Source organism: Komagataeibacter intermedius TF2 (assembly GCF_000964425.1).
Lineage (GTDB): Bacteria > Pseudomonadota > Alphaproteobacteria > Acetobacterales > Acetobacteraceae > Komagataeibacter > Komagataeibacter intermedius.
This window is the reverse complement of record NZ_BANF01000105.1, coordinates 31,773-51,880: the sequence shown is the minus strand read 5'-3', so window position 1 is coordinate 51,880 and position 20,108 is coordinate 31,773. Positions and strand designations below refer to the sequence as shown.

Genomic DNA, 20,108 nt, shown 5'->3' with positions numbered 1-20,108 from the left:
CAACCGTGGGCCAGGTCAGATACACAGACTTCAGGACACTCCCCGGCATTGGCATGGCCAATGGGGGTCGGGGTATAATGACGGATGAAATCCTGTATGCTGGCCATGTCATCCAGCATGAACAGGTGGTCCACCCCGATATGCCCATGCGTATCGGTCAGGTACCATGTCTGCGGGCGGAAAATATGGTCTATGCCGTACGGCGAACGGACATGGGTGATGTGGTCCAATGCGTCATCAATGCCGCCAAATGCCATATATGTTGCGCGGAATCCATGCGCGACATGGCGCGAGGAACTGCCCCCCGCACGGGCATAACGATAGGCGGACATGAACCGCTGCACCGGGTCGCGCAGGATGGCAAAGGACGGGAAGTCCGTCAGGCCATGCATGCGGCGCTGGAAATACCGGATGGTTTCGTGGCCGACATTCATGCCGTACAGGGCATGCGTGATGGATGTTCCGGCATTCTTGGGAATATGGATGAACAGAATCCCACGTTCGCGCACCCTGTCGGCGCGTTTAAGGCGCTTGGGTCCGGGCGGATAGGGGATGTGAAGCGATGCCAGACGTTCATGCACGTCACTGGACATTTTGACCCGCAAGATCGGTTGCAACAGCGTTTGCATGGACGTGTCCGTTCCACGTTTGGATAACTGCGGCCCTGCGGGGCCAGAACGATCATTATTGCGACTGGATACGTACGGTGTATTAACAAACGAAACGAAATGAAACGGGACAGGTGCGTCGTCTGTAGTCGCGGTAAGTGGGGCAAGCCTGTCTGTTCAGGACAGGGCGTGTCAGAAACTGCCAGCAAGGTCTGTCTGGGAAAGCCCCGGTGCGGAGTGCATCGATAACTGCATCCTTACCGTATGAATGAATTTTGCGTCTTTTCTGGGGCCGATTGGCATTCGGGATTTTCTTTGTGTGGAACGAATGTTTCACCGAGCACCCGTCAGAACACGGAGCGGGGAACGGGAATCAAGCGGCACGAGTTGAACGAAGCGTAATGGCAGCGGATTGCGCCCCTGCTCTCGGGCAAAGTTGGGGATGCAGGCCGCGAACGGAAAAGGGGAGAGCAGGGATCAGGCGCTGGGGCGTTCCCGAGGTGGTCTGACGACTGCTGGCCGATACGCTGGGCCGTCCGCTGCGCTGCGTTGTTACTCAGGCACAGGCTCTGCTTGCGGGTCAGGCAGGGCCTCTGTCATTCTTCTGACCCGTTCCATCCAGCTTGCGCGCGGCGCAGACAGATGTTGGTGCATCGTTTCGCCGTGTCTGTATTGATACTGACGTGGTCCGTGCATCCTTCGGTATGCGGAGACAGGATCGGTCTGCCTGACGGAAATGGACTGGCCGGTTAATGCGCTGGGTTACCTGCCACGGAACCCTGTCGTGCTGTTGGACCCGGCACAGGATGTCAATAAGCGGCATCCATGCCCGGTAGTGTTCGGTGCTGTATGTGGTCCTGCACAGCGGTCCGTCCGCCGTGGCGGATATTGAAGGGGGCTGGTGCATGGCGCGCTACCTGTAGCCGTTCCTTGTCCACGCCCCGAACGACCGGCTGACCTTGCGCATGCATGACACCGGGCGATGTCATGCATGCTGCCTGCGTCAGGCGTGGGGATGCAGGGTCTGTTCCGGTTTCGGCACCACGGCGTGGGTGGCGCTGGTCAGCGGGTGCGGTACGACTTTACGGGGTTTTTTCGTCTGCCGACGGACATAATATTCCGCCAGCCCCACCAGCGCGAAGCCAATAAAGGCGAAGCACGACGACAGGACCGGAAGCCCGCCATAGGACCAGTGGGTATCCACGATATGACTGCCTGCCCACGCGCCGATCGCATTGCCGAAATTGAAGGAACTCTGGTTCATGACGGCAGCGATGTTGGGCGCCGCCCCCGCACAGGCGACCACGTAGGTCTGCAGCGGGGCCATGGGCGCATAGATGAATACCCCCCACAGGAAAAGCAGCGCCAGACAGGCCCACGGATGCAGGCTGCCGGGCACCAGCAGGACCTGCACCACCGCTACGGCGGCCATAAGCCCGGCGCACGATGGCAGCATCTTCCAGTCTGCCAGTCGCCCGCCCAGCAGGTTGCCCAGGCATAGCCCACCCCCGATCATGAGCAGGATGCCGTCAATCGCATGCGTGCTGAATCCCGAACGGGTCTGCAGGAACGGGGTGATATAGGTAAACAGGGTAAACATGCTGGAAGACGTGCACATCGATACCAGCATCATGGTTACGACCAGTGGGTGCAGCATGGCCCTGAACTGCGCCGATAGCGGAATGGCCGGCCCGCTGGCCTGGTCCTGCGGAATCCACAGCCACATGGTGGTCCATGCGAGCACGCCAACCGCACAGATCAGCCAGAACGCCATGCGCCACGATGTCATCTGCGCCACGACGGTGCCCATCGGCACGCCAAGGATCATGGCCAGCGTCAGCCCGATATAGACAAGGGACAGGGCTTCCGCCCGCTTGGCGGGGGGCACGACCTGTGCCGCCATGATGGACGCCGCGCCATAGAACGTCCCGTGCGAAAACGATGTCAGCACACGTGCCAGCATGAGGCTGACGTACCCCGGCGCCAGGGCGCTGCACGCATTGCCCGCGATGAAGATCGCCATTGTCAGCAGCAGCGTTGCGCGGCGTGACAGGCTGTTGGTCAGGATCGCTACAAGCGGGGAGGCAATGGTCACACCGATGGCATAGCCCGATACCAGCAGCCCTGCCTGCGCGATGGTGACATGCAGCCCGCTGGACAGTTGTGGCAGCAGCCCCATGACAATGGTTTCCGTCGTGCCAAGGCCAAACGCCCCGATAGCAAGGGCCAGCAACGCAACAGGCAAGATACGCGTCCTCAGTTTACGGTAGCGGCCCATGCCGCCACGCCGGAAGAAGGGGTGGACGCGTCGAGGAATGAATGCGTCCCTTCCCATCCGTTACCGCACGTCATGGCGGCCTGTCTGCCCGGAGGGGAAAGGGCGGCTGTACCAGATTTCCCTGTCCTTGACCGTAGGGAAATGCAGGTAATTTAGAAATATATTTTATGCAGGGGCCTGATGTGTATGCAGAAATGCAAACTTAATCCATATCTCTTATTTAGCGTTTCCTGCCCGTATCGTCAGATCCGGATATGGCGGGGTCAGGCATGTTGCCCCGTCGCAGGCTGACAAGGGGCGCCACCGGTTGCGGTGCCGGACAGCTTTGCCCGTCCCATGAACGGATCAGGACGCGCACGATCCGGCGCAATGCGTCACGGTCAGCCATCAGGCGCCGGGCCTCGCTGTGTCGTACGGGGTCGTTCTGCCCGAACAGGGCGGTTTCATATCCCATCTGCCGCCCCATCTCGACATCGGGCAGCGAGGACAGGGGAGCGTAGGACACGGACAGGCTGACCTGCTGGCTGGTCGTGCGGGCGGCTGTGGTTGCAAGGCCCATGGTCGGGGCAGTTGTCAGCGCACCGACCGTAAACTGGCCGCCACGGGTAAAACTGCCGGCAAGCTGCAGCGTCACATCGCCCGTTATGGTGCCCATTACGGGGTCTGCCGCATGTTGTGCACACTGCGCGGCCCGTACCGTCTGGTCAAGACGGCTGCCCTGCTGCGTGTTCCAGTCGGCGGCGTGTGAAACCGATACCACGCCCGCCCGCGTCAGTGTGGACTGTATGCCCGCCATGACGACCGGGATGGTGGTCTGTCCGGCACGGCCATGCGCGCAGGCGGACAGGCATGCGGCAGCGGCCAGCATGGATGGAAGGGATCGCATGGTTGTCCTGTCATCGGGAAAATGAAAGTTTCCGGGTGTCGCCTTTTTTCAGAAAGCCGACGTTCAGGACGTGCCCGCCAGGTAGGCTTCGTTACTGGTGATAAGGGCGTCCCAGTCCTGCCCCGTTGGGGCCAGTATTCCGCTGGGCAGCAACTGCCGCCATGCCAGGCCATGTGCCTCCATTATGCGTGAGCGCAGCCACCGCCACGTCGCCTTCTGCATGCTGCCCCATGTCAGCAGCGTGACAAGGTCGGTATCCGCCGTGCCGGCATAATTCCATAACAGCAGGCAGTGGCCACCCGCGCTGCCCGGTGTCGGGTCACCGTGGCTGGCGGGGGTGATGGTGTCCCATACGGGGGCAAGGCTGCCGTTGCCATCTTCCCACATATCCGACATGGCAAGCCGCACCCCGAGATAGGCGGCGGACAGTCCTGCCGTGATGTTGCGGATCCCGTTCATGTCCCCGCTTTCCACGCTTCCCCATAACGGGAACAGCGTCTGGTCGGTCAGGCTGTACCCGGATCGCAGGGCGGTGGTCAGGACATCGACTTCGGCGCCGCCCTGATCCGTCAGGGGATTGCCCGGGACGTATCCGGTGGACGATGCGTAAAAGCGTACCGCATCATCTGTGGTGACGGTAATCTGGTAGCCCCCCAGGGCCGCTGTGGCGCGGATATGGTTGCCGATTCCCGCGGCAGTACAGTTACCCAGCACGTCATTGCCCAGCATGCGGGGCGCGGGATCAATCCGCGCACGGTCCAGACGGGGCGGCGCCCTGCGCGCCATGAAGGCACGCATGTCCGACAGCACAGGCTGTGGTCCCTGCAGTCGGGCGGGATGACAGCCAAGTTTACGCAGCATCATTGCATGTATCCGGATCTGAACAGATGGGTTGTCGGGTTGTTGTGGAATATAATTAGTTTTAATATTCGCATATTATTTTATATTTTGAATTAAATATCAGTGCCTGTTTCTGGGTTTTGAAATGATAATTGCGAATATACGCAGGGGTTTTCCTGTGGATAGACAGATTTTCATTATCAAATACTATGACGAATATATGTGCTGTACGTGCAGGCAGCAAAAGAAATCATGCCGCCCATCAGAATGGCTGACAGGGCAGCATGCGGACGGTCAGGGGCGTGACCGCCTGTAAATAATTGTAAGGACAGGAAAGGGGGACAGGTCGAGCACCTGAATGGAAAAGGGAAACAAAACCATGCAGATACGATCGGGAAGCGGGCTTCCTGTGCAGGTCTTGGCCCAACATTTCCGCCAAAAACGGGAAAAATCGCCAACGTTCCTGATTGACAGGGAAGCATGTTATTTTTAAGGCAATCTTATCGTTTTATGGCCAAGATTTGAATTGTATCGCGTCGTATTTCAGGAAAAGGTTTTCTGGACCATGTCACTTGAGAGCATTGCCCTGTCCCGTACGGGCCCGCAGCCTGACGGCCATTCTACCAGTGAAGTGGCAGGACATCACCGTACGCCGGTTCGTGGCATCCTGTTCGGCCTTCTGTTCAGCGTGCCATTATGGGGGCTGATTTTCTACCTGTTCCGCTGATGCGGTTATATGGATACGGAAGTCCCCTGATCCCGGTCATTCATCGGAACCGGCTGGAAAACCTGCATACCTCAAAAAAAAGTTTCTGGTGAAGCTTTTCCCATAAAGCTTCGGACAACATTATCTTTTCAAAAAAAGACAATGCATTGAAATATTTACATTTCAGTCAACGGATTGCGCCCGGCAGCCTGTAAAAAAAACGGACGGTGGGGGTAAGCCTGCACCGGAGCAGGAAACGGGATTTCCGTCATTATGTTTGTTTCGTGTGTGCGAAACAGGCAGGATGAAGGCCACGACATCCGCGTCAGGCCCCGCTTTAGACCTATGCCGTCCCCACTTCCGGAGCAACATACCCGCATGACAGTTGAGATCCACCGCAGCAACCGTCCTTTTCACTCCCTTCTGTCGCGTTTTGGAGGGGTCTGTATTGTCTTGTTGCCTGTCAGTGGTCTTGCGGGGTGTGGTTATGCGGATTCACGCACCGCGCACCGCGCGCAACTGGCCATGATCGGCATGAACAGCACGGATGTGCAGTCCTGCGTGGGGATTCCCGACAAGATCAAGAAAATAGACGACCATGTACAGATTTTTGAATATTCGCGTACGCTGAACATTCCATCCACGAATGATTCAACATTCGTACCGCTGCAGACACTGGTCAACCTGACGGAAACAACCGTGGGCGGCGCGGGCAAGACCTGTATCGCGGATATTCGTATCGAGGATGACAAGGTCGTGGACCTGCATTATAGCGGCGATGATGATGAGATCATCGGGTCCGACGGGGTCTGTTCAATCGTGACACGTGGGTGTGTGCGTAAACCGGTCGAATCAATGCGCAGGGTCAGGCGTGGTCCGCTGGGGCCCATTTCGGCGTTTCATCCGCCCAGAACGCCCGTCGTGCCGGAAGACCCCACACCAGCCGAAACGACTGTGACAACCGCCACGGTCAAAACGGTTCAGGCAGGAAAATAACCTGTTCCCCATCCCGCCACATGGTCATGGGGCAGGATGGGACGGGCAAAGCATTGTTCAGGCGGTCTTCAGGATGTTTATTCGGCCGACTTGCGACCAAAGACATAGCTGACCACGGATGCTGCCGCCAGAATCAGGAATCCGAACACCTTGCAGTACGTCGGAATCCTGTTTTCATGCAGGCGCACTTCACCCTTCAGGCCAGACAAGTGGTCCGAAATCTGCTTGTGCAGTTCGGATTTGTGCTGATGCAGGGATTTCTCAAAATGCTTCGTGATTTCCTGAATGTCTTCAGGGCTGAGCTTACGAAGGTTTTCAGCGGTACTCATGATCCGGTTTCTCCTGTTCGCATTCAGTGCAGGCTGCCCGTGCAATGGAGCAGGCTTCTGTCCTGAATGTCGGTACAGGGCAGCGGATTTTCAAGGGTTGATGATATATACTGCTTATTCACAAAACGGGGCCAACCATGGCCAGTACGTTGTTCCATAATATGCGGTATCTGGGCCAGTTCATGACCATATCCAGCGTGATGGGGGTGGCGGCATTGGTATAGGTCTGCTGGCGTGCGTGGATGTCCGCGGTGAAGGCAGGGTCCACGAACAGGATGTTGTTTTCAAAATTGAGGTCAAAGCTGCGCCGGTCCAGGTTGGCTGACCCGATCATGGTCATCTTTCCATCAACCGTCAGTGCCTTGGTATGCAGCAGGCCGTGCGGGTATTCATACAGCTTCACCCCCGCTTCCAGCAGTTCACGGTAATAGCTGCGGCTGGCACCTGCGACGATCCATGAATCATTGCGTGTCGGCACCGTCAGCGTCGTGTTCACGCCGCGCCGGGCGGCGGCGCACAGGGCGGCCTGTATGGGTTCATCCGGCACGTAATAGGGCGTTGTCACCGTCAGGTCCCGCGCCGCCGCGTTCATCAGCGATACGAACACCTCCGGCATTGCGGCATAGCGTACGGCTGCACTTGTCCCGATGACCTGCGCCACGAAGCCCTTGCCCGCCGGAATGTCCGCCGTGGTCAGCAGGCTGGTCAGGTCCTCGCCGGTGTGGCCGAACCAGTCGGTTGCGAACAGGTGCTGGTTCTGCAGCACCACGGGACCTTCCAAGCGTGTGACAAGGTCGACCCATGGCGCAAAGCGCGGCTTGACCCGGAATGCCGCGTCGGCGCAGTTCTGGCTGCCGCAATAGGTTACGCGGCTGTCTATGACGACAATCTTGCGGTGGTTGCGCATGTCAAACCGCCCGCGAAAGGGACGTTGCAGCAGGTTGCCAATGGGCAGGGCGCGTACAAGCCGCACGCCCGCTTCGTGCATGTCCCGCCAGTGGCGGCTGTGGATCAGGCGCCGCGACCCCAGGTCGTCCGCCATGACGCGACACGTAACACCGCGCGCTGCCGCGTGTTTCAGGGCCTCGACCACTTTCATGCCGTTTCTGTCGGACAGCCAGATATAGAAGCTGATATGCACGTGTTCCCGCGCGGCGTTGATATCGGCCACCATTGCGGTAATCGACGCATCGGAATCCGGCATGAGTGCTGCGCTGTTGCCCCCCATGGGGGGATAGCCGCTGATCGATTGCCCGACGCGGAACAGCGGGGCAAGGCGCGGGTGCAGCCCGAAGTCCCGTTCGGCGTCAATCAGTGCGTTGCTGGTCTTGCCGGGAACGGGCAGCCGTTTGATGGCCTCGCGGATACGCTCGAGGATACGCCCGTTCAGATGGGTTTCGCCCAGCAGCAGATAGGCAATCATGCCAAGGATGGGCAGGGAACCGATAATGGCCACCCATGCCACGCGTGACGCGGGCTGCCGGTGTGGTCTGAGCAGGACGCGGATGATGAACAGGATCTGGAACGTAATGGTGGTTGCCGCACTGACCCAGCCCCATTGCATGACCTGTTTCCCATCCTGTTTGGAAATGACGCGCGACAGCGTGTATCGTATCGCCTTGGTACGGTATGGACAACCGATGGCGGCCATGACTGGTGGTTGTGTCTTCGTGCTGCAGGCGGGACGGGATATGCGCAAGACCGTTTTGGGTGTCAGCTGCCGCAATGTCCTGAAAACCGGGAGGCTGCCTGACAAATCGGCCTATGAAACATCCTGTAAATCTACTGAAAATTTTTGGTGAAGCTTTTCCCAAACAGCTTCAGGGACCGCCATCCGCCATTATCTTTTGTGCCGCCGCAATGGCAGTATGCAGCTGCGCATGGATGTTGGCCGCTCCGATGACCGGGGTAATGCGATGGCGGTCCATGTCGGCGCGCAGGTAGGGGCTGACGCGACCGAATACGACGGTAACATGCCGTGCCCGCAGGGCCGTAAACAGGTCGCGCAGGTCGCTTGCGGCGGAAAAGTCGATATCCGTGATGGGGCTGGCGTCAATCACCAGGCAGCGGACGGGGGCGGGCGCATTGTCAACCAGCACCTGCACGTCGCGCGCGAACCGGGTGGCGTTGGCGTAGAACAGGTCAGCGCAGAAGCGATAGACAATCAGCCCCGGTGCGGTCTGCTGGCCTGCCTTCACGTCATAGGGTTCCAGCAGGCCCGACTGCCCGTCACGGCGCAGGATCATGGTATGGGGTTCGTAGCTGTGGCGCACATGGCGGAACAGCGACAGGGCGATGGCCAGGAATATGCCCTGTTCCACCCCGATCCCCACGACGGCGGCTGCCGTGACCAGCGCCAGCCCGAACTCCCCGGGGCTTTCACGACGGATGGCCTGCATCGCCCGTGCATCGATCATGCCCAGCGCTACGGTAAAGACGATGGAGGCCAGAACGCAGCGCGGCAGGTACTGCAGCGGCGCGGTCAGGAACACCAGCACCAGCATCGTGACGGTGGCGAATGTCAGTTGCGCAAGCTGGCTGCGCGCACCCGCGCGTACCGCCATTGCCGTCTGGGTCGGGCTGCCATTGACGGTGAATGTCCCGCTCAGCCCCGCAACCGCGTTGGCGGCGCACAGGCCCAGAATGTCCGCATTGTCATCCACCGGGTCATGGAAGCGCAGGGCAAAGGCGCGTGATGTCGCCGCACTCTGCGCAATGATGACAAAAACGCACGATGTCGTGGCCGGCAGCAGCGCCAGTATGTCGTTCCATGATACGTCGGGTATGGACAGGCGGGGCAGGCCGCCCGCGATCGGGCCAATGGTCTCGATCCCGAACCGTGACAGGCCGATGCCCATGCTGGCCACGATCGTGCCCACCACGATCACCAGCGCCAGTGGCGCGCGCGGGGCCAGCCTGTCCCCGGTCATGATCGCCGCTACGATGCAGGTGGACAGCAGCAGGGTGGGAACATTCACGTGCGAAAGCTGCGTTACGGTCTGGAACAGCTGCAGCATCGGGTTATGCGCCGTGGTGGCGATGCCCAGCATGTCGCGCGTCATGGCCAGCGCGACCTGCACGCCCACCCCGGCCAGAAAGCCCACCAGCACGGTGCGGGAGAGGAAATCCGCCAGGAACCCGAGGCGGAACAGGCGCGCGACCAGCAGGAAACCCGCGCTGAGCAGGGCGACCATGCTGACCAGCGCCATGTAATGCGGGCTGCCCGGCGCCGCCATGCGGCCCACCGCGCTGGAGAAAATGGCGGCGGTGGCGGAATCGGCCGCGACAACAAGATGTTTCGAAGCCCCGAAACAGGCGAACGCCATCAGTGGCAGCAGCACCGTGTACAGCCCCGTAACCGCCGGCATGGACGCAATGCGGGTATAGCCCAGCACCTGCGGAATATTCATGGATGCAAGCGACAGCCCGGCCATGACATCGCGCAGCCGGGCACGCCACCCGATGCCCGCGTGTGACCCGTTGGCCATTGTGCCTGATTCCGACCCGCCTGTTCCGGTCCGCATGACCCATACCGTCCATTCCCCACACGGCCGGACTGGCATCGGGCCAGTTTTCATGACGGCATGTGGTCAGTAACGCAGGTCATATCCGGAAAGAGTGCAGACCTGGCAAGCTCCATCGTCCTGTCATCTGCCATGCCGCCATTTCCGTGGCCGGGGCATGTGTTACTGCAGGTGTTCGGTTTCGACATCCATATCGTGGACCAGCGCCTGCGCCAGCGCCTGATGGGACTCGATCAGCCTGACGTTATCCTTATCAAGCTGTGGCGTGTCCTTTGTCTTTCTGGGGGGCGCCTGAATCATGGCGTTCGTCATTTCAAAGGCGGTCAGGCTCATGACAAAATCTTCTGCTGACATGCCATGCTGCTGCAGGATCGGCTGAAGCTGCGGCATGGCCTGCGTACGTCGGATGGTGGTGACCAGTGTCATGTTGGCGGTCTGGGTGGGGGGGATGATGCCAGCACGCCTGATCTGCCGGACCAGGGGCAGCATGCGGGCGAAGAAGTCCCTGGGCAGCTTGTACTGCGCCACCTTGCGGATGTCCTGCTGGATCGCTTCATGCACGGCACGCTGGATTTCCGCGCGCTGTTCATCGGTGGGGCCATGGCGTTCTTCCGCCTGCTGCGCATGGGCCGGGCGCAGGGGGCAGGCCAGGTCGACAAAACCAAGCGCGCAGGCGCTGGCCACAAGCATGCCCCGCAGGGGTAAGGGTGTCATCGGTCGCTCCATTTGCCCCGTTCAGGCCGGGAATCGCAGGAATCAGCATGGCTGACGGTAATTCATGCCGATTTTGCGGGACGGGCCCATTCAGTCAATATGGATGAAAAAGCGCGAGGGAAACCGTTCAGCAGGGCAATGGCGATTTTATGCCGCTTCGGGAACGTCCCGGCGTCTGATCCTTCACACTTCGTGCGCCAGCACGGGATTCAGTGAATCACACGTTCCACAATAAGGTGCTGGTGGTCATGTTCCATACCATGTCCATAGCCTGTACGGATGATGGCAGGCAGCATGGTCCAGAGATTCTCCTGAAAACCCGGTTACCGCACCGCGACCGGAGTCACCGGGTCGGGGCGGCTTAACAACGAACCCCAGGCTGTGGCACGGTGGGCTGCGAGGCGGTTGGCACGCCGTCATAACCGGTTCACGAACACGGAGAGTATTCATGACCCAGGCGTCTGTTACGGAAACCACCACGATCCGGGGACTGAAACACCCTGTCTCGCGCATTGCACTTGGCACATGGGCCATTGGCGGATGGATGTGGGGCGGCCCGGATGACCGGAACGCCATTGCCACCATACAGGAAGCCGTTGATCTGGGCATAACGCTGGTTGATACCGCCCCCGTCTATGGTTTTGGCCACTCGGAGGAAATCGTGGGGCAGGCCCTTGCCGGACGGCGGGACAAGGTGGCGATCGCGACCAAGGTCGGGCTGGACTGGACGGACGACCACAAGCCGTTCCGCAACACATCGCCAGCGCGTATCCGCAAGGAAATCGAGGATTCCCTGCGCCGCCTGCGCACGGATTACATCGACCTGTATCAGGTCCACTGGCCTGATTCCGCCGTGCCGATGGAGGAAACCGCCCGCACGCTGGAAGATCTGGTGAAGGAAGGCAAGGTACTGGCGCTTGGTGTCAGCAACTTCACCATTGCCGAGATGGATGCCTTCCGTGCGGTTGCTCCGCTGGCTGCGGTACAGCCGCCGTACAACCTGTTTGAGCGTGGGATGGAACATGACATCCTGCCCTATGCACGCCAGCATGACCTGACCATCCTTGCCTATGGCCCGCTCTGCCGTGGCCTGCTGTCGGGCAAGATGACGGCGCAGACCGAATTCGGTCCCGATGACCTGCGCAGTGCCGACCCGAAGTTCCAGTCACCCCGCTTTTCCCAGTATCTGGAAGCCGTGCGCCAGTTGCAGGCATTCGCACGCGAAAAACATGGCAAGTCGCTTCTGGCGCTGGCCATCCGCTGGGTGCTGGATCAGGGACCGACCATCGCCCTGTGGGGCGCGCGTCGCCCGGACCAGATCGCAGCGGTCGCCGATGCAGTCGGCTGGCACCTGAGTGCTGATGACCTGCGTGAGATTGATACGATCCTCAGCACCTGCATCAAGGATCCGGTCGGGCCGGAATTCATGGCGCCTCCCGGCCGTTGACGGATGGGCCGGCCCGTTTCATGGCCCGCCTGCACACGCGCCCTGTGGAGGTGAGTATGCCGGGCAGCCGGTGGCTGCAGGCAAGCCAACCGGAATAGTGGGCCGCATCGCCTGATGGGATGCCCGCGGGGCCGCCTGTCATTCAGGGCTGGTTTTTTTTCGGAAGGCCCTACGTCAGGCAGCAGGCCAACTGTCCAGACAGCACCGGACGCCTCTGCATGTTTCCGGAATGGGTCGGTCCATTGCGGTTTCAGTCGCCGGTCCAGAAGGCGGACATACTGGCCCGGACCGTGATGAGGAACAGAAATTTCAGGGGGAAATGGCGGACTCGAAAGGATTCGAACCTTCGACCTTCGCCTTCGGAGGGCGACGCTCTATCCAGCTGAGCTACGAGTCCACGTCCGCCTGCATACATCGGGATCAGGTCAAACGCCACCCCTGAAATCAGGAAAAATCATTGCGGCGCGATCCAGTCCAGCCATCCGGGCAGGATGGGCAGGGGGGCCGCGCGCCCTTTCTGATCTGCCATCCATGCCGCTGCCGCCATGTCTCCGCCCGAAGGCAGGAAACTGTTCGGACTGATGATCCAGCTGGTCATGTCCGCCGTAACCCGGTCGGCATCCCGGCTGCGCAGCAGCAGGTGATAGCCACCGGGAACGTAGTCATGCCGCGTGGCCTGTGGCATGCGCCGCCACGCCCGCGCCATGGCCGGGGCGGGAATGACCTGGTCATGGCCGCCATAGATCACCAGCACGCGTCCATGCATGTGCGCATCCACCTGTGCCGCGCGGTGCATGAGGTCGGTCAGGCCGGACAGGGCCACCGTGCTGGTGTCACGCAGGGTCAGCGGGTCATAATACAGGCGGGCCAGCGCCAGCATGTCATCGGCCGCGGTGACATGGACGGGCAGTTCATGGCCGCTCAGCCGCCATCGGGGGGCCAGCGCGGCGATCAGGTGGCTGGTCATGCGCGTGCCTGCATCAAGATCCCATACCGCTGGCGCCAGCAGGATATAGCCCGCCACGGGTGGCGTGTCGGCCTGTGACGCCAGCACGATGGCCAGCGCGCCGCCCATGCTTTCCCCCATGACATACAGCGGAACGCCGGGATGTTCGCGCCCGATGGTCGTGGCAAGCGTGGATACGGTGCGCAGCAGGGCATCCGTTCCCACCCATCCGCCACGCTGCGCCGTCTGTCCGAAACCGGGCAGGTCCGGGGCGATGACGGTCATGTCCGCCGCAGCCAGCGTGGGGGCGGGGCGCTCCCATGCATCGCGGCTGTCATTGAAGCCATGCAGTGCAAGAATGACGGCACGTTCCGCCCCCCGTGCGGGCCAGATGCGCAGCGGGACCGTACCGACGCCCGCAATTGTGACAGTCCGGTCAGCCGGGACCAGGCGTGCAAGGTCGGGGTGCCGTGCGGGGACGGCGGGCGGTGCGGCTTCATGCGTGCTGCAGGCCGCCAGCATCACAAAAAGCGCTGGATAAAGCAGGCGTGACAGGCGAATGTTTGAAAGCACGGCAATCCTGCGTATCATCATGGGCAAGGCGCATGGTCCGTCAGTGGATGGACATGCAGACCAAAGCCGGACAACAACCCGAGGCCCGTCAAAATGCAAGCCCTGTCCCACGATCCCGTTCCGCACCCCCGCCTGGGTACGATTGAAACCATTGTCGTCGATTCGCGTACCCTGTCCTGTGACGGGGGCCTGGGGGCGCTGGGGCACCCGCGGGTTTTCCTGCGCATTGCCGACCACCAGACGTTCTGCCCCTACTGTTCGCGACTGTTCGTGCTCAGCCCCGACGCCCCGGCGGGCACCGGTCACTGACTGCATCCTGATATATGTCCAGCGACAAGCAGGTTCACCTGATCCTGGTGGATGGTTCGGGCTTCATTTTCCGCGCCTTCCACGCACTGCCCCCCATGACCAGCCCCGACGGCACGCCCGTCAATGCGGTCTATGGTTTTTCAAACATGCTGTCGCGCCTGCTGCGCGAACATGCAGGTACCCATCTGGCGGTCATATTCGATGCGGGACGCCATACCTTTCGCAATGACCTGTATGGCGAATACAAGGCCCACCGCCCCGAACCGCCGGAGGAACTGCGCCCGCAGTTCAGCCTTGTGCGCGACGCGACAGCTGCCTTCGGCGTGCCGGCGCTGGAGGAAGCGGGCTGGGAAGCCGATGACCTGATCGCGGCCTATGCCCGCAAGGTGACCGATGCGGGTGGGCAGTGCACCATCTATTCATCCGACAAGGATCTGATGCAGCTTATCCGCCCCGGCGTGATGATGATGGACCCGATCAAGAACCGGCCCATCGGGGCGAAGGAGGTCGAGGCCAAATTCGGCGTCACCCCGGACAGGGTGGCGCAGGTACAGGCCCTGATCGGTGACCCGGTGGACAACGTGCCCGGCGTTCCCGGCATCGGTCCCAAGACCGCATCGGCGCTGATGGCGGAATATGGGTCGCTGGACGCCATACTGGCAGGTGCGGCGGGCATGAAGGCGTCCAGGCGGCGTGATAACCTGCTGGCCCATGCCGACATGGCCCGCCTGTCGCTGCAACTGGTGACATTGCGCGAAGACGCACCGTGCCCCGAACCCCTGTCCGACCTTGCCTGCTGTGACGTGGACATGGAACGTCTGGGCGCATGGCTGTCGGATATGGGGTTTTCCTCCCTGCTGCAACGCATGGGGCTCAAGGCGAAGCCGCGTCCGCGCATCTCGGCGCATGATACGCCTGCTGCCCAGCCGGCTGGCGGGCTGCCCCCGATCCCGCCCGAACCCTATGGCCCGTATGAAACGGTGACCGATCCCGAAGTGCTGCGGAAATGGGTGGAGCAGGCGCGCACCGGTGGCGTCTGCGCGGTGGATACGGAAACCGACGGCCTTGATCCGCTTACGGCGCCGCTGGTTGGCATATCACTCGCCCCGCAATGCGGCAGGGCATGCTATATTCCGCTCAGCCATCAGGTCGACCTGATGGACAGCCTTGGCACGCCACAGATGCCGGTGAAAACGGCGCTGGATATTCTTGCCCCGCTGTTTGCCGATCCGTCGGTGCTCAAGGTGTTTCAGAACGCCAAGTTCGACCTGCTGGTGCTGACACAGGCAGGCTGCGCCCAGCCCGCCCCGATTGATGACACCATGCTGATTTCCTATGCCCAGTCGGCGGGAAAGCATGGGCAGGGGATGGATGAACTCTCGCGCCTGATCCTTGACCATACGCCCATCCCCTATGACGAGGTGACGGGCACGGGGCGCAACCGGGTGGTGTTTTCCAAGGTGGATATCGCCCGCGCAACGCCCTATGCGGCGGAGGACGCGGATGTGACCCTGCGGCTGTGGCAGGTGCTCCGCCCGCAGCTGCGCACCAATCACGCACTGGCGCTGTATGAGGAAATGGAACGCCCGCTGGTGCCGATCCTGGCGGACATGGAACGGGCGGGCATTGCGGTCGATGCGGATGACCTGCGCGCCATGTCCACCGAATTCGCACAGCGCATGGGCGTGATCGAGGCCGAGATCCACACGCTGGCCGGGCGTGACTTCAATGTCGGCTCCCCCAAGCAGCTGGGCGAGATCCTGTTCGATGAAATGGGCCTGCCCGGCGGCAAGCGCACCAAGGCGGGGGCATGGGGCACGGATTCGTCAGTGCTGCAGGACCTGGCGGATCAGGGGCATGACCTGCCTGCGCGGATTCTGGCGTGGCGGCAGCTTGCCAAGCTGAAAAGCACCTATGCCGATGCACTGCTCAACCAGATCAACCCCGCGACAGGACGGGTGCATACATCGTTCCAGATGGCGGTGACGACAACGGGCCGCCTGTCATCGAATGATCCCAACCTGCAGAACATTCCCATCCGCACGGAAGAAGGCGGGCGGATCCGCCGGGCCTTTGTCGCGGCGCCGGGGTATGTTCTGGTCTCGGCTGACTATTCCCAGATCGAACTGCGGCTTCTGGCGGATGTGGCGGACATCCCCGCATTGCGTGAGGCGTTCGAACTGGGGCAGGACATCCATGCCCGCACGGCGTCCGAAGTATTCGGCATCCCGATCGAAGGCATGGACCCGCTGACACGCAGGCGCGCCAAGGCCATCAATTTCGGCATCATCTACGGCATCAGCGCTTTCGGCCTGGGCCGTCAGCTTGGCATTCCGCCCGGTGAGGCACGGGGCTACATCGACGCCTATTTCGCCCGTTATCCCGGCATCCGCGATTACATGGAACGGGTGAAGGCCGAAGCGCGGGTGAAGGGATATGTCACCACGCCATTCGGCCGCCGCTGCTGGGTGCCGGGCATTGCCGACAAAAGCGCCGTGCGCCGCAACTATGCCGAACGCCAGGCCATCAACGCCCCGTTGCAGGGGGGCGCGGCCGACATCATCAAACGCGCCATGGTGCGAATTCCTGCCGCCCTTTCGGATGCGGGACTTGACGGACGCATGCTCCTTCAGGTCCATGACGAACTTGTGTTCGAGGTGCGCAAGGATGATGCCGATCGTCTGGCAGCCCTCGTCAGGCAGGTCATGGAATCCGCAGCCACCCTTTCGGTGCCGCTGGTCGTGGAAACCGGGACCGGAACGAATTGGGCGGATGCACACTGATGATGCGAAATGAACGGGACCGGTTCTTTGTTATTGTAGGGCTGGTCATACTCGCGGTTTCCTCGGTCGCCGGATATTTCGGCTACCGTTATTCCAGCAACGCCCCCGTGCCGCTGACCACGTATGGCAACCCGGTTGGCGGCTCGTTCCGTCTGATTAACGGGGCGGACGGATCGGTGATGGATACCGATTTCCGCGGGCGGTGGATGATGATCTATTTTGGCGACACTCACTGTCCCGATACGGTCTGTGGCGCCACCGTCAAGGCGATGGCCGATGGGGTGGAGGCGCTGGGCCGTGACCGCGCGCATCTGGTGGTACCCATTTTCATTTCCCTTGATCCCATGCGCGATACGACGGAGGAACTGCGCACCTATGCCCTGCGGTTCGGGACGCATGTCACGGTCATGACGGGGTCGCCCAAGATGCTGGAAGCCGTGGCGAAGGAATACCATGCCCCCTACGTCCGCCATGACGGGGAAAATGGCGACTACAGCATGGAACCCGCCACCCAGATCGTGATCATGTCACCCACCGGGCGGTATGCTGGCAGCCTGCCGTCCACCGCCACGGCGGCGGAGGTAACGGCGCGCATGACGGAACTCATGAACGCACCGGGCAAGCACTGAAACAGCGGGACCGCGCATGAAGGCACCATGGCAGGCATCCGGCGCGGCCCTGTTCCTCCTGCTGGGGGCGGGACTGCATGGCCTGCCTGCCCGTGCGGCTGACGGTACGCAGGACAGCCCCCACCGGGGGGGCACATTGCGGCTGACGGCGGTCACGTCCGCGGGCACGCTGGACCCGCAGATCAATTACACCAGCCAGTACATGCAGCTTGTGGCCGTCATGTATGACGGCCTGCTGACCTACCCCAAGCTGGAAGGCCCGGCCGGGGCGCAGGTGGTGCCCGATCTGGCGCAGTCCATGCCTGAACGGCTGGATGATGGGCGCACATGGGTGTTTACCCTGCGCGACGGCATCCGTTTTTCCGATGGGACCCCGGTCACCGTGGCGGATGTCGCGGCGTCGTTGCGACGACTGTTTCGTGTGGGTTCTCCTACGGCGGGGTCGTTTTACGGGGGCATACGCGGCGCGGATGACTGCCTGCGCGATCCGGCGCGCTGCACGCTGGCCGGTGGGGTGGAAACGGACGCGGCCACCCGGCGCATCATCATTCACCTGACCGCGCCGGATTCCGAATTCCCGCAAAAGATCGCGTTCGGGCATGCGGTGATCCTGCCCGCCAGTACGCCCGCGCATGACCTTGGCAACGTGGCGGCCCCGGGGACCGGGCCATACCGCATCGTGTCCTCCACCCCCGACCGGGGCATGCGGCTGGAACGCAATCCCTATTTCCACGAATGGGACGCCGCCGCCCAGCCCGACGGGTATGTCGATGCCATACAGTATGATTATGGCCTGTCGGAGGAGGATGCCGTCACGGCTGTGGAGCGGGGACAGTACGACTGGATGGCGGGACTGAAGCCACTGGACCGGCTGGGAGAAATTGGCGGGCGGTATACGGCGCAGGTCCATGTCTATCCGCTGTATGGGCTTATGTTCCTGCCCATGAACGTCAATATCCCGCCCTTCAGCGACATCCGCGCAAGGCAGGCGGTCAACTACGCGCTCGATCGTCGCGCCATGACCATCCTGTATGGCGGATCGGGCATTGCCGCCCCACTATGCCGCATGGTGCCGCCTGGCCTGCTGCCCGGTGACGGGCAGTGCGCATGGACCGAAGGGGCCGATCCCGACCATCCGGCCCCGCGCTGGACCCGTCCCGACATGGCGCGTGCCCGCCAGCTTGTGCATGACAGCGGGACAGCAGGGCAGGACGTGACCCTGATCGTGCCAGCCACCGCCATGGGAACCAGCATGGGCGCCTACCTGCGCGACATGCTGCAGGATATTGGCTACCGCGCGCGGCTGCATCCGCTTTCGGCAGCCATGGAAATGTCCTATGCCCAGAACAGCGCCAATCATGTCCAGATCAGCCTTATGGGATGGTATGCGGATTATGTGTCGCCATCCAATTTTGTCGATACGCTGTTCGACTGCGACAGTTTCCATCCCGGTTCCGACAGTTCGATCAACATGTCGGGCCTGTGTGACCCGGGCGTGCAGGCGCTGGTGGCGCGCATCCGTAACGAACACGACCCGCAGGTGACGCAGGACCTGTGGCGTCGGGTGGATGACCGGATTACCCGTCTTGCCCCTGCGGCCCCGATGATCAGCATAAGCTATGTTGATCTGGTATCGCCCCGTGTGGGGAATTATTTTTCCACGCGACTGTACCACATGACGTTTTCACGGGTATGGGTGCAGTAAGAGCGTGCTGATAATGAACTGATAAAAGTGTTTGGATATCGCCTTTTTTCGAAAAGGCGATGTGTCCCGGGCACAGCCTTTTCAGGCAGCCCCGGCAATGGCAGCAGGCATTAAAAAACCCCGCCGGTAGAACCCGGCGGGGCGGATACGGGAAGGGGTACCCGGATCAGAGCATGGACTTCGCGCGGGCTTCAACCTTCGCGCAGGCCTGCTTGCGGATGTCGGCCGATGCGTCTTCCAGCGAGATCGGCGCCTTGCCGCCCACCTTCAGCAGGCCGGTGGAACCGTCGGCATAGGACATGTTGCCCTTCTGGTTGGACGGCACGTCGTTGGTCTTCTTGTTCAGAGCCGCCAGGACCGGCCATGCTTCGGACGAGTTCAGGTAGTTGGACTGGATGCAGTAGTTCAGGATACCGCCCAGGTCAGCCGGCTTGGCCGACGCCACGGCCGAGTACACCGTGTCGGCTGACAGGGAACCGGGCTTGATCGCCTCGACCTGGTTTGCAACGCCGGCCCCGGTCGGCGGCGAGATTTCGGCGGCATGGGCCGCAAGCGGCGCGACTGCCAGAATTGTGGCAAACGCACCGGCAGACAGGACGCGACTGAACGACACCATATTGATTTTCCTTACATTGTTTATCGGGCGGAACAGGGCTGACCGTCCCGCCATTTGTAAATCTGTGTGTCAGACATAACACGATGTGGCAGTCCGGTACCCGTGTGGCTGATATGTCTGGCATTCGGCTTTTCGATATATGGTCCTCTTGTCTATTCAGGCCCGCGTTCCATAACCCCCTGTTGTCGGGTGGTATTTCGCTTTTCTGCACGGCAGGTA

17 protein-coding genes and 1 tRNA gene are annotated in these 20,108 nt (G+C 61.4%); 7 read left to right on the top strand and 11 right to left on the bottom strand.

The genetic code is table 11. The features are described 5' to 3' along the window. The 4 genes from B7449_RS13110 to B7449_RS13095 form a co-directional block, all read right to left on the bottom strand. On the bottom strand, positions 1-629 hold a 629-nt coding region (locus B7449_RS13110), incomplete at its 3' end, for a sulfotransferase family 2 domain-containing protein (protein ID WP_048883687.1). Positions 630-1,611: 982 nt separating this feature from the next. Continuing rightward, a complete protein-coding gene (locus B7449_RS13105; protein WP_235721217.1) occupies positions 1,612-2,853 on the bottom strand; it encodes an MFS transporter in 1,242 nt (413 codons plus the stop codon). Positions 2,854-3,106: 253 nt separating this feature from the next. Next, positions 3,107-3,772 carry a hypothetical protein gene (locus B7449_RS13100; protein ID WP_048883684.1) on the bottom strand — a complete coding sequence of 222 codons (666 nt, stop codon included), beginning with the start codon at positions 3,770-3,772 and terminating at the stop codon, positions 3,107-3,109. A 63-nt stretch (positions 3,773-3,835) separates the two neighbouring features. Continuing rightward, positions 3,836-4,636, bottom strand: a complete 801-nt coding sequence (locus B7449_RS13095) for a hypothetical protein (protein WP_039736726.1) — start codon at positions 4,634-4,636, stop codon at positions 3,836-3,838. A 541-nt stretch (positions 4,637-5,177) separates the two neighbouring features. On the opposite strand from B7449_RS13095, the gene B7449_RS21340 reads away from it, so the two are divergent. Both B7449_RS21340 and B7449_RS13085 read left to right on the top strand, forming a co-directional pair. Continuing rightward, positions 5,178-5,339, top strand: a complete 162-nt coding sequence (locus B7449_RS21340; protein WP_167335759.1) for a hypothetical protein — start codon at positions 5,178-5,180, stop codon at positions 5,337-5,339. Positions 5,340-5,696: 357 nt separating this feature from the next. Continuing rightward, positions 5,697-6,314, top strand: coding sequence for a hypothetical protein (locus B7449_RS13085; protein ID WP_039736724.1), 618 nt, complete (start codon positions 5,697-5,699; stop codon positions 6,312-6,314). Between the two features lie 77 nt (positions 6,315-6,391). On the opposite strand, the gene B7449_RS13080 is transcribed toward B7449_RS13085, so the two are convergent. The 4 genes from B7449_RS13080 to B7449_RS13065 all read right to left on the bottom strand — a co-directional run bounded on the left by B7449_RS13080 (position 6,392) and on the right by B7449_RS13065 (position 10,881). Beyond that, positions 6,392-6,643 (bottom strand): hypothetical protein, encoded by a 252-nt coding sequence (locus tag B7449_RS13080; RefSeq protein WP_010515849.1) that lies wholly within the window; start codon positions 6,641-6,643, stop codon positions 6,392-6,394. Between the two features lie 118 nt (positions 6,644-6,761). Beyond that, positions 6,762-8,207, bottom strand: coding sequence for a cardiolipin synthase (gene cls / locus B7449_RS13075; RefSeq protein ID WP_039736734.1), 1,446 nt, complete (start codon positions 8,205-8,207; stop codon positions 6,762-6,764). Positions 8,208-8,463: 256 nt separating this feature from the next. After that, the gene (locus B7449_RS13070) at positions 8,464-10,167 is read right to left on the bottom strand and encodes a SulP family inorganic anion transporter (RefSeq protein WP_039736733.1); all 1,704 of its coding nucleotides are present in this window, start codon (positions 10,165-10,167) and stop codon (positions 8,464-8,466) included. A gap of 162 nt (positions 10,168-10,329) precedes the next feature. Further along, positions 10,330-10,881, bottom strand: coding sequence for a hypothetical protein (locus B7449_RS13065; protein WP_039736723.1), 552 nt, complete (start codon positions 10,879-10,881; stop codon positions 10,330-10,332). A gap of 448 nt (positions 10,882-11,329) precedes the next feature. Between B7449_RS13065 and B7449_RS13060 the strand changes: the two genes are divergently transcribed. Further along, positions 11,330-12,328 carry an aldo/keto reductase gene (locus B7449_RS13060; RefSeq protein WP_039736722.1) on the top strand — a complete coding sequence of 333 codons (999 nt, stop codon included), beginning with the start codon at positions 11,330-11,332 and terminating at the stop codon, positions 12,326-12,328. Positions 12,329-12,648: 320 nt separating this feature from the next. Here B7449_RS13060 and B7449_RS13055 read toward each other — a convergent pair. Together B7449_RS13055 and B7449_RS13050 are read right to left on the bottom strand one after the other, a co-directional pair. Beyond that, positions 12,649-12,725: transfer RNA gene (locus B7449_RS13055), tRNA-Arg, on the bottom strand. 57 nt (positions 12,726-12,782) lie between these two features. Continuing rightward, entirely contained in the window at positions 12,783-13,865 is a 1,083-nt protein-coding gene (locus tag B7449_RS13050) for an alpha/beta fold hydrolase (RefSeq protein WP_048883686.1), read from the bottom strand. Positions 13,866-13,940: 75 nt separating this feature from the next. On the opposite strand from B7449_RS13050, the gene B7449_RS13045 reads away from it, so the two are divergent. The 4 genes from B7449_RS13045 to B7449_RS13030 are packed head-to-tail and all read left to right on the top strand — an operon-like array spanning position 13,941 to position 19,273. Next, positions 13,941-14,156 (top strand): zinc-finger domain-containing protein, encoded by a 216-nt coding sequence (locus tag B7449_RS13045; protein WP_010515816.1) that lies wholly within the window; start codon positions 13,941-13,943, stop codon positions 14,154-14,156. 14 nt (positions 14,157-14,170) lie between these two features. Next, a complete protein-coding gene (gene polA / locus B7449_RS13040) occupies positions 14,171-16,939 on the top strand; it encodes a DNA polymerase I (protein WP_039736720.1) in 2,769 nt (922 codons plus the stop codon). Next, positions 16,939-17,568 (top strand): SCO family protein, encoded by a 630-nt coding sequence (locus B7449_RS13035; RefSeq protein WP_039736719.1) that lies wholly within the window; start codon positions 16,939-16,941, stop codon positions 17,566-17,568. The genes polA and B7449_RS13035 overlap by 1 nt, the downstream gene beginning before the upstream one ends. A gap of 16 nt (positions 17,569-17,584) precedes the next feature. Beyond that, positions 17,585-19,273, top strand: a complete 1,689-nt coding sequence (locus tag B7449_RS13030) for an ABC transporter substrate-binding protein (RefSeq protein WP_039736718.1) — start codon at positions 17,585-17,587, stop codon at positions 19,271-19,273. 166 nt (positions 19,274-19,439) lie between these two features. Here B7449_RS13030 and B7449_RS13025 read toward each other — a convergent pair whose 3' ends face one another. Continuing rightward, positions 19,440-19,889: a DUF2501 domain-containing protein gene (locus tag B7449_RS13025; protein ID WP_010515811.1), complete on the bottom strand. Its 450-nt coding sequence runs from the start codon at positions 19,887-19,889 to the stop codon at positions 19,440-19,442. Positions 19,890-20,108 lie beyond the last annotated feature (219 nt).